Here is a 14,114-nt window from a genome sequence, read left to right as displayed (position 1 = left end):
TCTTCCGCTCGCAGACGACGAGGCCCTGTCATCCGATTCGGATGACAGGGCCTCGTTCGCTTTCTCTGTGAAACGCCTCTACTTCGGGATCGCCTCGTACGCGGCGACCGCCTTCTGCACCCGAGCGAGGGCTGCACCGTACGCCGCGAAGTCACCGCTGCGCTGCGCCACCGTCAACGCGTTGAGCGACGCATCCAGCTCCGCCACAGCCGCCGAGACGTCCGTGCCGGACGGCGGCGCCGCCGGTGCGGTGGGCGCTGCCGGGGCCGCACCCTGGTCGACGGGCGGCGTCGTGCCCGTCTCGGGAGGCGTCCCCTCCTCGGCGCTGGGTGCCGTCGCCACCGAGCCCGTCCCGGCACCGAACACCTGGTCGAGCGCCTGTGCCAGAGTCGGGGCGTACCCGACGCGAACACTGTTACTCGGCGGCGGCTCTCGGTAGCTCACCAGCACTCGGGACAGCTGCGGGAACGTCGACGTGTTCGGGCCCGTCGAACTTCGCTCCGTATACATCGGTTCGACGTACAGGATGCCGCCGTTCGCGATCGGCAGGGTCAGCAGGTTGCCGTACTGAATCTTGTTCGATCTCTCGAGCAGCGTTCTCTCCGACGCCACCCGCGGATCGGAGATCATCGAGTTCTGCGTCTGCTGCGGACCCTGGGTCTGCGTGTCCGTCGGCAATTGCAGCACCGTGAACTTGCCGTAGTTCTCCGGGTCCGATTTCACCGACAGATAGGCGGACAGGAACTCGCGGCTGTAACCCACCATCGCACTGGTCAGGTTGAAGGACGGTTTCCCGGTCTCGGGATCACCGACCAGCACGTAGTACGGCGGCTGGTTCGCGCTCGTGTCGATCGTGGGATCGCTCGGCACCGACCAGAACGCGTTGTTGGTGAAGAACTCCTTCGGATCGTCCACGTGGTACTTGGCGAGCATCTCGCGCTGCACCTTGAACAGGTCCTCGGGGTAACGGAAGTGCGCGCGCAGTTCGTCCGGGATCGAATCCGCAGGCTGCACCGCATCCGGGAACACACCCATCCACGCATCGAGCACGGGATCGTTCTGGTCCACCTGGTAGAGCTTCACTGTGCCGTCGTACGCGTCGACGGTGGCCTTCACCGAGTTGCGGATGTAGGACACCTCCTTGCGGGGCAGAAGGCGGCCGGTGTTCTGGTCGATGCTGTCCTCGACGAGTCCGTCGAGCGAACTGCGCTGCGCGTACGGGTAGTCCTGCAGCGTGGTGTAGGCGTCCACGATCCACACGACCTTGCCGTCGACGACGGCCGGGTACGAGTCGCCGTCCGCGGTCAACCACGGTGCGACGTGGGTGACGCGGTCCCGGGGGTCCCGGTTGTAGATGATCTTCGAATCCGAACCGATGGCACCGGAGAACAGGATGTTGCGTTCGGTGTACTTCGCCGCGAACGCCAACCGGTTGAACCAGTTGCCGATCGGCACGCCACCCGAACCGGTGTACGTATAGCGCGAGGTGTCGGTGTCGTACTCCCGCGGATCCGAACCCTGGGAACCACCGACGATCGCGTAGTCGGCATCGGTGTCGGCGATGACCTCGCCGTAGTAGATGCGCGGCTGCTCGACCGGGATGACCTGATTGCCCGCGGCCTGGGAGGCGATGTCGCTGACCATGTAGACGGGGTAGCCGCTGTTGCTGTTCGCGGCTTCCTCCGCGGACTCGCCTGCTGCGGCATTCACTCGGTTCGCGGGGGCCGCGACCAGTCCGTTGCCGTGTGTGTAGACGGTGTGCTTGTTGATCCAGTCCGTCTGGTTGCCGGTCAGGCTCTTGGACGACAACTCTCGGGCCGCGACGATGTAGTCACGCATCTCCCCGTCGATGTCGTACCGGTCGATGTCGAGCGTCGGCGGGAAACCGTAGAAGTTCTTCAGCTGCTGCTGCTGGGTGAACGTCCGCGACAGGATGTTCGGGTCGAGCAGTCGGGTGTTCGCGATGGTCGTCACGTCGGCGGGCACGTCGCGCGGCGGCGTCGTCCCGTACCCCTGGTAGTCCTGGTACTCGACCTTGTCGTCGGTGATGCCGTACGCCTGCCGCGTGGCGGCGATGTTCCGCTCGATGTACGCGCTCTCCTTGTCGGCGGCGTTGGGGCGCACCGAGAACTGCTCCACCACAAGCGGCCACACCGCGCCGACCAGGATCGACGAGAGCACGAGAAGGGCTGTGGCCATTGCGGGAATCCGCAGGTCGCGCAGGAAGATCGCCGCGAAGAACGCGCCCGCGCAGATGACCGCGATGGCCAGCAGGATCAGCTTCGCCTGCAGCACCGCGTTCATGTCCGTGTAGCTACCACCGGTGAACGTGGGCTCCTTGCGGCTGCTGGACAGCAGGGAGTACCGGTCGAACCAGTACGCGACCGCCTTGAGGAGAATGAACGTTCCCGCGAGCACTGCCAACTGGACTCGCGCCGCATTCGTCAGCGCCCCGCCCCGGCCCGCGAGCTTGAGCCCACCGAAGATGTAGTGCGTCACCAGGCTCGCGAAGAACGCCAGCAGCACCGCGACGAACAGCCAGTTCAGGACGAACCGGTAGAACGGCAGATCGAACGTGTAGAAGCCGACGTCGAGGCCGAATTCGGGATCGGCTACGCCGAACGCGCCGCCGTTGATGAACAGCTGCACCGTCACCCAGCTGGACTGGGCGATCAGGCCGGCGAGCAGTCCCACCGCGATCGGAATGGCAAGTCCGAACAGGCGCAGCCGGGTCATCACCGTGGTGCGGTACCGCGCCACGGGATCGTTGGGACCCGACACCGGGACGAACACCGGCCGCGAACGGTACGCGAGCAGCAGTGCCAGCCAGACGATTCCGCCGACCACCACCCCTACGACGAGGAAGAGCAGCAGTCGGGTGACGAGGACCGTGGTGAAGACACCACGGAATCCGACCTCACCGAACCACAACCAGTCCGTGTACGTGCTGATCAGCCGAGGACCCACCAGCAGCAGGGCCGCAACGACAAGCGCCAGCACCAGCAGCACTCGACTGCGTTTGGACAACGACGGTAAACCTGCGGGGGGCCGCATGCCCACGTGCCACACTCCAAGAACTCGGCGACGCTCGCGCGCCGCGGTCAACTGCACCGTTCGGTCGTCCACACCCGAACAGCGAGGGCGTGACCGTTTCGTCCCACTCTACGTAACAACCGAGAGTTGCCGCCGTCGGTCCTGTTCCGGGGGTGCGAAGATGGGTCCTGTGAGTGAAGAGAATGTGAACCGAGAGCCGGACGCCCTCGCCCGCTGTGTGCGTGAGGTGGTCGAATTCGTCGATGCCGGAGGGTGGGATCAGCCGCCCCAGATGTTCGCACTCGTCCCGACCGAACTCCTCGCGGCCGCCGAACCGAGCCTGCTCGACCAACTCGCCGACGGTGCGGAATTGACCCCGGTGGAACAGGATCCGTTCCCCGGCGACATCGACGGCGGGTCACGCGCACTCGACGAATTCCTCGCCACCACCAGCTGGCCCGAGTCCGTGGTCGGGTGCGCCCTCGTCCAGGAGATCGTCGTCCTGCCCCCCGAGGCGGAATCCGATCTGGACGACGCACTCGTCCCGCTGCTGTCCGACCGCGACGCCGCCGACGACGCCGCGCGGGCCGCAGCCGAATCGCATCCCGACCGCCGGTCCGCCCGGCTGATCGCCGCCGTGCTGCGCGACGGACCGTCGCTGTGCCTGATGCAGTTGCGCCCCGACGAGGACGCCGACCCGTACGCGGGGATCGAACTGCTCACCTACGAGGATCTGGCGCCGAATCTCGTCAGCGCGCTGTACGCCACCCTCGACGCGACGGACGACGACTGACGGTCAGCAGTGCGGCGCGTCGACTCCGGCATTGACGGCCTCGAGCGCGTCGACTGCTCCGTCGAGGTTCTCGACCTTCACCAGCCGGAGCCCGTCGGGTGCGCCCTGGCGTGCCTCGTCGCAGTTCTTCGCCGGCACCAGGAACGTCTCGGCGCCCGCCTCGGACGCGGCGATCAACTTGTACTTGATGCCTCCGATGGGACCGACGTCGCCGTCGGAGTCGATCGTGCCGGTGCCGGCGACGAACTTGCCGCCGTTGAGTTCGCCCGGGCTGAGTTTGTCGATCACCGCGAGGGTGAACATGAGTCCCGCCGACGGGCCACCCACGTCGGCGAGGTTGAAGTCGATCGTGAACGGGACGTCCGGGACCTCCTCCGGCGTGATCCCCAGGTAGCCCTTGGCCTCGTCGCCCGGGCGGGCACCGAGCACCACCCGCACCGTGGTCTCGGCGCCGTCACGCCGGATCACGATCGGCACCTCGGTGTTCGGGGGCACGTCGGCCACCGCCTCCTGCACGCCGCCGACCGTCGACACCGGCTTTCCGTCGACACTGACCAGCACGTCGCCTTCGCGCAGCAGCCCCTGGGAGGGGCCGTCCTCACCGACCTTCGCGATCCGCAGGTCCACCGGCTTGTCCAGGAAGTGGAGCGCAGCAAGTTCGGCGCTGTCCTCCGACTGCTGGAAGTCGGCGTCGTTCTCCTGCTTGACCTCGTCCTTCGACTTGTCCGGCGGGTACACCTCCTCGCGGGGCACGATGCCCTGGCGTCCGCTGGCCCACAGTCCGAACGCTTCGAACACGTTCAGGTCGTCGCGCACGGCGACCGTCGTCATGTTGAGGTGGCCGGTGGTGTCGTCCACGTCCGTTCCCTCGATCGCGACGACCTGCTCACCACCCACTTCGCCGAGGGTGTTGAACGTGGGTCCCGGCCCGAGAGCCACGAACGGCACCTTGATCACGGTGCCGAGAATGCCGAGTACCACGATCGGGGCCAGCGCAGCCAGAAGCGTCACGATCCGTCGATTCACCTGGACCAGCGTAGAGCGCGAACCGGCGGGCACCGCTGTCGGCCGTCCGCGTGTTCGCCGTCAGCGTGACGCGGTCGGCAGCCACCGGACCATGCGCCTTGTACCGTTGAGTCATGAGCAATCCGCCCTTCGGCTTCTCCAAACCCGACGACGATCCCGATCGTGACAAGAACACGGGGGATCAGAACGGGCCCGACCGCGACAAGAACGCGGGCGGTTCCGGCGACTTCGGTTTCGGGGCGGGTGGTTTTCCCGCCGGGGGCTTCGACCCGGCCGCCCTCGGCCAGATGCTCACCCAGTTCGGCCAGATGCTGAGCGGGATGGGCACGTCGATGGGCTCCGGGGAGCAGACCGGCCCGGTCAACTACGAGATCGCGAAGAAACTCGCCCGCCAGCAGATGGGGTCCGTCGCTCCGATCACACAGGGCAACTCGGAGGCGATCGCCGATGCCTCGCGGCTCGCCGAATTGTGGCTGGACGCCGCGACGACGCTGCCCGCAGGCGCGTCGAAGACCGTCGCGTGGACGCCCAACGACTGGCTCGACAACACCCTCGACACCTGGAAGCGGCTGTGCGACCCGGTCGCGGAGAAGGTGTCGGGCATGTGGGTGCAGGGGCTCCCCGAAGAGGCGCAGCAGATGGCGGGCCCCATGCTCGGCATGATGAGCCAGATGGGTGGCCTCGCGTTCGGCTCCCAGCTCGGCCAGGCGCTGGGTCAGCTGTCGAAGGAGGTGCTCACCTCCACCGACATCGGTCTCCCGCTCGGTCCGGCGGGCACGGGCGCACTGCTTCCCGCCGCGGTGGAGCGGTTCAGCAAGGGGCTCGAACAGCCCGACCGAGAGATCCTCGTCTTCCTCGCCGCCCGTGAGGCCGCCTACCAGCGCCTGTACAGCCACGTCCCGTGGCTGCGTCAGCGTCTCCTCGCCACCGTCGAGGAGTACGCCCGCGGCATCACCATGGATTTCTCCGCCATCGAGGACATGGCGAAGGGGCTCGATCCGTCCGCGCTGACCGATCCGTCGCAGCTCGAGAACATCCTGCAGCAGGGTGCGTTCGAACCGCAGACCACACCCGAGCAGAAGCAGGCGCTCGAGCGACTCGAGACGCTACTCGCCCTGATCGAGGGCTGGGTCGAGGTCGTCGTCGCGTCGGCGCTGAACGACCGCCTGCCCGGCGTCGCGGCCCTCAGCGAGACGCTCCGCCGCAGGCGCGCGACCGGCGGACCCGCCGAGCAGACGTTCGCGACGCTCGTCGGACTCGAACTGCGTCCCCGCAAGGTCCGCGAGGCCGCGCAGCTGTGGACACGGCTCACGTCCGAGTCGACCGTCGACGCCCGTGACGGCGTGTGGGCCCACCCCGACCTGCTGCCCGACTCCTCCGATCTCGACAGCCCGGACGCGTTCGTCCAGCGGGTGCTCGGCGGCGGCGACGGCGGCGACTTCGACAATCCGATGGCGCAGCTGGAGGCGACGGAGGCCCGCGAGCGGGCCGAGGAGGCCGAACGCGGCAAGTCCGGCAAGGACGAAGAGCCGGAGTCCTGACCCCCTGATCGCACCAAATTGTCGGTAGCGGGAAGTCCGCAGGTCGGAGCACGTTTCGGCCTGTGGACAACTCGCCTTTTCCGGGGCGGCGGCCGGTCGCGGCCTGAAATCCTCGGTGGGTGACCATTCAGCACCCGCACCCTATCGGTGTCACCCTCGACCCCCGGATCGCCGTGCTCGTCCGCCCCGACGGGCGGGTGCAGTTCGGCTGGGATCCCGAACGCGCACTCGTTCTCTCCCCGCCGCCCGGAGTCCGGACCGAACAACTCCTCGCCGTCGTCCGGCTGCTCGACGGCCGGAACACTCGGCCGCACATCCTGTGGACGGCTGTCGGGTACGGCCTGGCGCCCACGGACGTGTCGAAGCTGCTCGGCGATCTCGACCGCGCCGGTCTGATCGACGTCGCAGGCACGTCGCCCGTCGCGGACACGATCACCATCCGCGTGCACGGGCGCGGACCGCTGTCGGATGCGGTGTCCGCCGGGCTCACCGACGCCGGCATCAGGGTCTCCCGCTCGTTCCGCTACTCCGCCGACGGCGACGTCCGGCGGTGGAACGCCCTGTGCGTCGTGCTCGCGGACGATCTGGTGGCGGACCCTCGCCTCGCCGCGGACCTTGTTCAGAGCGGGATACCGCACCTGCAGGTCCGGCTGCGGGACGGTCGCGGTGTGGTCGGTCCGCTGGTTCTTCCGGGCCACACGAGTTGCCTGCGGTGCGCCGACCTCCTCCGCGCCGCGTACGACGAGGACTGGCCGCACCTGTCCGCTCAGCTCCTCGGGACGGTCGGGCACGCGAGTCCCGCCGTGATCATGGCCACGACCGCCGTCGCACTGGGCCAACTCGAGGCCGTCTTGTCCGCCCCCAGAGGCGCGCCGCCCAGCAGTCTCGACGCCACGCTCGAGATCGATCTGGGCGCGCACCGGCTGGTGACGCGGCGCTGGCCGAGGCAGGCGAGTTGCAGCTGCACGTATCTGGCGCCCGCCGTGGGCGAATCGAACCGGCATCGGTGATGATGCATGATGGTGGGGTGCCCGACATCCCCCGCAGGAGTTCTGCCCGCACCGCGAAACTCGCGAGCATCCCATTGGGGATCGCGGGGCGTGCCGCGATGGGGTTCGGCCGCAAACTGACCGGCGGCGACAAGGACGAGATCGACGCCCAACTGAGCGCGAGGGCCGCCGAGCAATTGTTCGCCGTCCTCGGCGAACTCAAGGGCGGCGCCATGAAACTGGGGCAGGCGCTCAGCGTCATGGAGGCGGCGATCCCCGAGGAGTTCGCGGAACCCTACCGCGAATCGCTGAACAAGCTGCAGGCGCAGGCACCTCCGTTGCCCGCGAAGGCCGTCCACCGGATGCTCGACCAGCAACTGGGCACCAAGTGGCGGGAGCGGTTCCAGTCGTTCGACGACACCCCGACCGCATCGGCCAGCATCGGCCAGGTGCATCGCGCCGTGTGGGCCGACGGCCGCGACGTGGCCGTCAAGGTTCAGTACCCCGGCGCCGACGAGGCACTGCGCGCCGACCTGAAGACACTCGGCCGGTTCGCGGGACTGTTCGCCTCGGTCATGCCCGGCGTCGACGTGCGCCCGGTCATCGACGAATTCACCGCCCGCACCGAAGAAGAACTCGACTACCGGATCGAGGCGAACAATCAGCGCCGCTTCGCGAAGGTGTACGACGGGGACCCGCAGTTCGCGATTCCGCATGTCGTCGCGAGTGCTCCCAAGGTGGTGGTCACCGAATGGATGTCGGCGAAACCGCTGTCGGCCATCATCGCCGGCGGCACCCCCGAGGAACGCAACACCGCAGGCGCACTGCTCGCGGAGTTCCACTTCGCCTCCCCCACCCGCGTCGGCCTGCTCCACTGCGACCCGCACCCGGGTAACTTCATGCTGCACAGCGACGGCCGCCTGGGGGTCATCGATTTCGGTGCCGCGGCACCGTTTCCGCACGGTCTTCCACCGGTGCTCGGGGCGATGGTCCGGCTGGCAGTCCACGAGGAGTTCGACGAGCTGACGGAGTTGCTGCACGCCAACGGATTCGTCCTGCCGGGCAGAACGGTGACCGACAAGGAGATCGCGGACTACCTGCGTCCCGTCACCGATCCCATCCGCACCGAATCGTTCCACTTCACCCGCGCCTGGCTGCAGAAGGCTGCGGGGTCCGCGACCGACTTCAACAGTGCGCAGTTCCGAACCGCCCGGGCACTGAATCTGCCCGCCGAGTATCTGATGATCTTCCGGGTTCTCGTCGGCTCGGTGGGGATCTGCGCTCAACTGGACGCGTACGCGCCGTACATGGCGATCCTCACACGGTGGCTCCCCGGGTTCGTCGACCCCGACCTGTGAGTACTTCTTAACCGCGGGCGGTTAAGAAGTACTCACAGGTGCTACGCGCACACCAGCGCCGGCGTCTTGCGGGGACGTCCACGCGGACGCTTGCGGGCGATCACGACACCCTGGTCGAAGATCTCCCCACCCCACACGCCCCACGGCTCACCTCGATCGAGGGCCGCGTCGAGGCAGCGGGAGCGAATCGGGCAGGACGCGCACAGCGCCTTCGCCTGCTCCAGTTCGGTGGGAGAGTCCGCGAACCACAGGTCGGGGTCGTCGACCCGGCACGGCAGGTCACCACGTGCGGTAGCTATCTGAACAAATCCGCTTGTGGCGGTTGAGGTTTCGGATACCCCTCGGCATGTCACGGTAGACACGTCGTTCTCCTCTGCTCTCATTGCGACGGTTGATCTCTTCGGTTCGATGAAATGGGTGCGAACCAGAGCCGAGGCTGCGAGCGGAAAAGGTGCTCGAACTACGAAGGCCACGGTCCGCGATGCGGGTCCGTGGCCTTGAAAAGACGGTGGGAGTTGATCTACCGAGGAATTCCTCGACAACTCCGATACACGGACTCGACTGCTGTTGCGGGACGACGACGGGCTGCCGACCAGACAATCGCCGGTGCCGGTTCCGCCGCGTTCATGCCGAACAACGCGGAGGCAGCAGCGACTGCCGTCTCATGTGCTTGGAACTTTGTCATTTCACCGCCACCTCCATTTCTTCTCGATCCGATGTGAACCACACGGGTCTCCCCGCGCACTGAAACCACAGTAGGCAATTCTCCAGAACCGCACAACCTATTTTTGACCTGCAGTGATGGGTGCTACTTCCCACCCGTTCGGAAGTCGTTCAGTGACTGCCGCTTCCCTTGATCACATCGAGGACGTCTTCGCCGAACTGCTCGAGCTTCTTCGCACCGATCCCGGGGATCGCGACGAGCCCGCGGTCGTCCTGCGGGCGCTGCTCGGCGAGAGCCGTCAACGTGTTGTCGCTGAACACCACGTACGCCGGGACCTTCAGCTCCCTCGACTTCTCGAGCCGCCACGACCGCAGCGATTCGAGCAGTTCCATGTCGATGTTCGACGGGCATCCCTCGCAGCGACCGAGCATGGTCGCGGTCGTCCCGATCAGCTGTTTTCCGCAGAGCCGGCACCGTGGACGCTTCTTGTTGCTCTTGACGGGCGCCGCGATCCGCGAGGCAGGCGAGTCTTCGGGGATGAGTCCGTGCAGGAAACGCGAACGGCGCCGCGACTTACGGCCGCCCTCGTTCCGGGACAGCGCCCACGACATCTGCAGGTGTTCACGGGCGCGGGTGACGCCGACGTACAGCAACCGGCGTTCCTCCTCGACGGCCGCGTCGTCGGGCGCCGAGTTGGAGTCGCCGAGCACGTGCTGGATGGGCAGTGTTCCGTCGGTGAGGCCGACGAGGAACACGGCGTCCCATTCGAGACCCTTCGCGGCGTGCAGGGACGCGAGGGTCACACCCTGCACGACGGGTGGGTGCCGCGCCTCCGCCCGCAGACTGAGCTCGCGCAGCAGTGCGTCGAGGGTCAACTCCGGATCCTGGGTCAGCTGTTCCTCGGTGAGCGCGACGAGCGCCGACAGGGAGGCCCAGCGCTCGCGGGCCTGCGCACCCGCCGGTTCGGCGTCCGTCAGCCCGAGCGGGACGAGGACGGCGCGGACGAGCGTGACGAGGTCGGCGCCGACCGCGTCGGGCAGGTCGTCGCGGCCCGCGGCCTGGCGCAGCGCCGCCACGGCCTGACGCACCTCGGTGCGGGTGAAGAAGCCCTCCCCGCCGCGCACCTGGTACGGGATGTCGAGTTTCGTCAGCGCCTGCTCGTGCACCTCGGACTGGGCGTTGATCCGGTACAGCACCGCGATCTCCGCCGCCGGGGTGCCGGACGCGATGAGCCGCTTGATCGTGCGCGCCACGCCGGCTGCCTCGGCCGGTTCGTCGTCGAACTCGACGAAACTCGGCTCCGGCCCGGAGTCGCGCTGCCCGATCAGTTGCAGACGGGTGCCCGCGATCCGGCCGCGCGCCGCTCCGATCACCCGGTTCGCCATCGACACGACCTCGGGGGTCGACCGGTAGTCGCGCTCGAGGCGCACGACGGTGGCCTCGGGGAACCGGCGCGAGAAGTCGAGCAGGTAGTTCGGTGTGGCGCCGGTGAACGAGTAGATGGTCTGGTTGGCGTCGCCGACGACGGTGAGGTCGTCCCGCTCCCCGAGCCAGGCGTCGAGGACACGCTGCTGCAGCGGGGTGACGTCCTGGTATTCGTCGACGACGAAGCAGCGGTAACGGTCGCGGAACTCCTCGGCGACCGCCGAATGCTCTTCGAGTGCCGCCGCCGTGTGGAGCAGGAGGTCGTCGAAATCGAGGAGCATCCCGTCCTGGCCGCGGGCCTTGAGCTGTTCGTAGCCGTGATACACCTCGGCGACCTTCGCGGCGTCGACCGGCGCCTCCCGGCGCAACTTCGCCACCGCACGCGGGTAGTCCTCGGGCGCGATCAGCGACGCCTTGGCCCATTCGATCTCACTCGCCAGGTCCCGGATGCTCTCCGTGCTGGTGGACAGCCCGACCCGTCCGGCGGCGGACGACACGACCGCGAACTTGCGGTCCAGCAGCCGCCATTCCGTGTCGCCGATCACCTGCGGCCAGAAGTACCGCAACTGCCGCAGCGCGGCGGCGTGGAACGTGCGCGCCTGGACCTGCGCTCCCCCGTCGCCGATCCCCAGGCTGCGCAGCCGCCCGCGCATCTCGCCTGCCGCGCGCGCCGTGAACGTGACCGCCAGCACCTGCCCCGCGGCGACGTGCCCGCTGGCCACGAGATGCGCGATCCGCCGGGTGATGGTCCGGGTCTTGCCTGTTCCGGCCCCCGCCAGCACGCACACCGGCCCCCGGGGAGCGAGGACCGCTGCGGACTGTTCGGGATCGAGACCGGTAGTCGTCACCTCTGCTGCGCCGGCTGCTGACATGGCGTCCATCATGACAGGGGCAACCGACACGGCGCGAAGCGGACGAGCACCGCAGTGGGAACACACAGCGGACTCGTGGTGTTATATGCGCCGTGACTGCTACCGACACCCCCGCCCTGACCATCTACTCCACCACCTGGTGCGGCTACTGCCGACGCCTGAAGACGCAGCTGGACGAATCCGGCATCGGCTACGTGGAGATCGACATCGAGGACGATCCGGCGTCGGCGGAGTTCGTCGGCAGCGTCAACGGCGGCAACCACGTCGTTCCCACCGTCAAGTTCGCCGACGGCAGCACCGCGACCAATCCGTCGCTGGCGCAGGTCAAGCAGCTTCTCGGCGTCTAGGACTCCGTCGCTGCCGCAGTCCAGGACTCGATGATTCCGCGCGCGATGGAAATCGAGCCCGGGAGCAGCAGCGCGGCGTCGGTGTCCGACGCCCAGTCGCCGAGTTCGAGTGCCGTGCGCACCTCGTCCCGGGTGAACCACCGGGCCTCGGCGATCTCGCCGTCCGCGAACGTCAGCGGGGCGTCGGGATCGCCGACGGCCGCGAACCCGATCATCACCGAACGGGGAAACGGCCACGGCTGGCTGCCGAGGTAGCGCACGTCACGGACGTCGACGCCCACCTCTTCCTTGATCTCCCGGACGACGCACGTCTCGAGGGATTCACCGGCCTCGACGAATCCGGCCAGGATCGAGAACCGTCGCGGCGGCCACGTGGGCTGCCGGGCCAGGAGCACACGATCCCCGCCGTCGTGCACGAGGCAGATGACCGCCGGATCGGTGCGAGGAAATTCTTCGTGACCGGTGCTCGTCGAGATACGCGACCACCCCGACATCGTCGGCTCCGACGCCGCGCCGTCGAGCGCACTGAAACCCGCACTGTCGTGCCAGTTGAGCATCGCGAGGGCGCCGGTGAGCACGCCGGCGTCGGCGTCGTCCAGCGTGCCGCCGAGAATCCGGAGATCGGCCAGCTCGCCGGTCAGCGCCTGCACCCGCACCGCCCACACGTGCCGGTCCTTGCGGATGCCGAGGAACACCGCCCCCGGTTTCGGTTCGGGGCCGAGTTCGGTGGCATCCGCGAACACCAGACCGTCGTCCCCCACCCGCACCTGTCCGCGGTGATTGACGCGCAGCAGCAGCGCATCTCGCCAGCCCGCTCGCAGCGCGTCCGTGTCCGAACGCAATTCCTCGGCCCGCCCGACGGCGGAGCGGGACAGGAGCGGGGTGTCGTTGAGCCGGAATGCAGTCACGCCGTCGACACTACTGCCGATCAGCTGGCGACCCGACGGATGTACAGCAGTCGGTCGTTCTCCTCGATGGAATCGACCTCCGGCGAGCCGACCCGGATCAACCGGCCGTCCCGCACCACACCGAGCACGATGTCCGCGAGGTGACGCGGGGAGCCGCCGATCTCGTCCCGCTCCACGGGACGTTCCGCGATCGCGAAACCCGCCTCCGGTGTCAGGAGGTCCTCCATCATCTCGACGACGCTCGGCGTCTTCGTGGCGATGCCGAGGAGCCGGCCCGCGGTCTCGGAGGACACGACCACCGAGTCGGCGCCGGACTGCCGGAGCAGATGCGTGTTCTCGGATTCTCGGATCGCGGCGACGATCTTCGCCTTCGGGGCGATCTCGCGCGCCGTCAGCGTCACCAGCACCGCGGTGTCGTCGCGGTTGGCGGCGACGATGATGGCCGACGCGTTCTGCGCGCCCGCCAACCGGAGCACGTCCGATTTGGTGGCGGATCCGTGGACCGTGACGAGGCCTTTGCTGGCCGCCGAGTCGAGCACGGCGTGGTCGGTATCGACCACCACGATCTCCGACGGCGGAACGTCGTCGCCGAGCATCGCGTCGATCGCGGTGCGTCCCTTGGTTCCGTAGCCGATCACCACGGTGTGATTGCGCACGTGCTGCCTCCAACGCTGAATTTTGAACGCCTGCCGGGAGCTCGCCGTGAGCGCGGAGAGAGTCGTACCGACCAGGACGATGAGGAAGAAGATTCGAAGTGGCGTGATCAGGAGGACGTTGACGAGCCTCGCCGACGGTGTGAACGGCGTGATGTCGCCGTATCCCGTCGTCGACAACGACACCGTCGCGTAATAGATGCAGTCGAGCAACGACAGTTCGTTGTCCTGCACGTCGCGGTAGCCCGCCCGGTCGATGTAGACGATGAGAACCGCCAACGCCAACGCCGCCAGGGCGATCCCCACCCGGCGGTAGATCGCCCGCGCCGGACTCGTCTGCAACTCCGGAATCCGGAGCACACCCACCAACGCGAAGTCCGGCCGGTCAGTGAGGGTGTCCGACCTGGTCAATCTCTCACGCAGCCTACCGGCCATATGTTTGTCTCCACGTTGCACTGAACTCCGACATCGGCTGGCAGCCTAACCCCGATTGTCCCACCGGACA

11 protein-coding genes are annotated in these 14,114 nt (G+C 67.8%); 5 read left to right on the top strand and 6 right to left on the bottom strand.

Features of this window, described 5'->3' with window-relative positions; genetic code table 11:
• Nucleotides 1-78: 78 nt before the first annotated feature.
• Entirely contained in the window at nucleotides 79-3,060 is a 2,982-nt protein-coding gene (locus tag I1A62_RS42255; RefSeq protein ID WP_206005356.1) for a UPF0182 family protein, read from the bottom strand.
• 154 nt (nucleotides 3,061-3,214) lie between these two features.
• Here I1A62_RS42255 and I1A62_RS42250 point away from each other — a divergent pair, with 154 nt between their 5' ends.
• Nucleotides 3,215-3,826 (top strand): PPA1309 family protein, encoded by a 612-nt coding sequence (locus I1A62_RS42250; protein ID WP_124390336.1) that lies wholly within the window; start codon nucleotides 3,215-3,217, stop codon nucleotides 3,824-3,826.
• 3 nt (nucleotides 3,827-3,829) lie between these two features.
• Here I1A62_RS42250 and I1A62_RS42245 read toward each other — a convergent pair whose 3' ends face one another.
• Nucleotides 3,830-4,852 (bottom strand): PDZ domain-containing protein, encoded by a 1,023-nt coding sequence (locus I1A62_RS42245; protein WP_192581742.1) that lies wholly within the window; start codon nucleotides 4,850-4,852, stop codon nucleotides 3,830-3,832.
• A gap of 113 nt (nucleotides 4,853-4,965) precedes the next feature.
• Here I1A62_RS42245 and I1A62_RS42240 point away from each other — a divergent pair, with 113 nt between their 5' ends.
• The 3 genes from I1A62_RS42240 (at nucleotide 4,966) to I1A62_RS42230 (ending at nucleotide 8,740) form a co-directional block, all read left to right on the top strand.
• On the top strand, nucleotides 4,966-6,393 hold the full coding sequence (locus I1A62_RS42240; RefSeq protein ID WP_124390338.1) for a zinc-dependent metalloprotease: 1,428 nt from the start codon (nucleotides 4,966-4,968) through the stop codon (nucleotides 6,391-6,393).
• Nucleotides 6,394-6,512: 119 nt separating this feature from the next.
• On the top strand, nucleotides 6,513-7,403 hold the full coding sequence (locus tag I1A62_RS42235; RefSeq protein ID WP_124390339.1) for a hypothetical protein: 891 nt from the start codon (nucleotides 6,513-6,515) through the stop codon (nucleotides 7,401-7,403).
• The gene (locus I1A62_RS42230) at nucleotides 7,403-8,740 is read left to right on the top strand and encodes an AarF/ABC1/UbiB kinase family protein (protein WP_124390406.1); all 1,338 of its coding nucleotides are present in this window, start codon (nucleotides 7,403-7,405) and stop codon (nucleotides 8,738-8,740) included. Before I1A62_RS42235 ends, I1A62_RS42230 begins: the two co-directional genes overlap by 1 nt.
• A gap of 41 nt (nucleotides 8,741-8,781) precedes the next feature.
• Here I1A62_RS42230 and I1A62_RS42225 read toward each other — a convergent pair whose 3' ends face one another.
• Nucleotides 8,782-9,123, bottom strand: coding sequence for a WhiB family transcriptional regulator (locus tag I1A62_RS42225; protein ID WP_072937673.1), 342 nt, complete (start codon nucleotides 9,121-9,123; stop codon nucleotides 8,782-8,784).
• 451 nt (nucleotides 9,124-9,574) lie between these two features.
• On the bottom strand, nucleotides 9,575-11,713 hold the full coding sequence (locus I1A62_RS42220) for an ATP-dependent DNA helicase UvrD2 (protein ID WP_219461719.1): 2,139 nt from the start codon (nucleotides 11,711-11,713) through the stop codon (nucleotides 9,575-9,577).
• Between the two features lie 80 nt (nucleotides 11,714-11,793).
• On the opposite strand from I1A62_RS42220, the gene I1A62_RS42215 reads away from it, so the two are divergent.
• Complete coding sequence (locus tag I1A62_RS42215; protein WP_015890142.1) at nucleotides 11,794-12,048, top strand: mycoredoxin; 255 nt, start codon at nucleotides 11,794-11,796, stop codon at nucleotides 12,046-12,048.
• On the opposite strand, the gene nudC is transcribed toward I1A62_RS42215, so the two are convergent.
• Both nudC and I1A62_RS42205 read right to left on the bottom strand, forming a co-directional pair.
• Nucleotides 12,045-12,956: an NAD(+) diphosphatase gene (gene nudC, locus I1A62_RS42210; protein WP_219458027.1), complete on the bottom strand. Its 912-nt coding sequence runs from the start codon at nucleotides 12,954-12,956 to the stop codon at nucleotides 12,045-12,047. The two genes, I1A62_RS42215 and nudC, sit on opposite strands and share 4 nt — an antisense overlap.
• 20 nt (nucleotides 12,957-12,976) lie before the next feature.
• Complete coding sequence (locus I1A62_RS42205; protein WP_219458025.1) at nucleotides 12,977-14,044, bottom strand: TrkA family potassium uptake protein; 1,068 nt, start codon at nucleotides 14,042-14,044, stop codon at nucleotides 12,977-12,979.
• Nucleotides 14,045-14,114 lie beyond the last annotated feature (70 nt).

Source organism: Rhodococcus sp. USK10, assembly GCF_019378875.1.
In the GTDB taxonomy this organism is placed as follows: Bacteria; Actinomycetota; Actinomycetes; order Mycobacteriales; family Mycobacteriaceae; genus Rhodococcus_F; species Rhodococcus_F pseudokoreensis.
The sequence above is the reverse complement of the archived record's forward strand: the minus strand, read 5'-3'. Positions and strand labels throughout refer to the sequence as shown.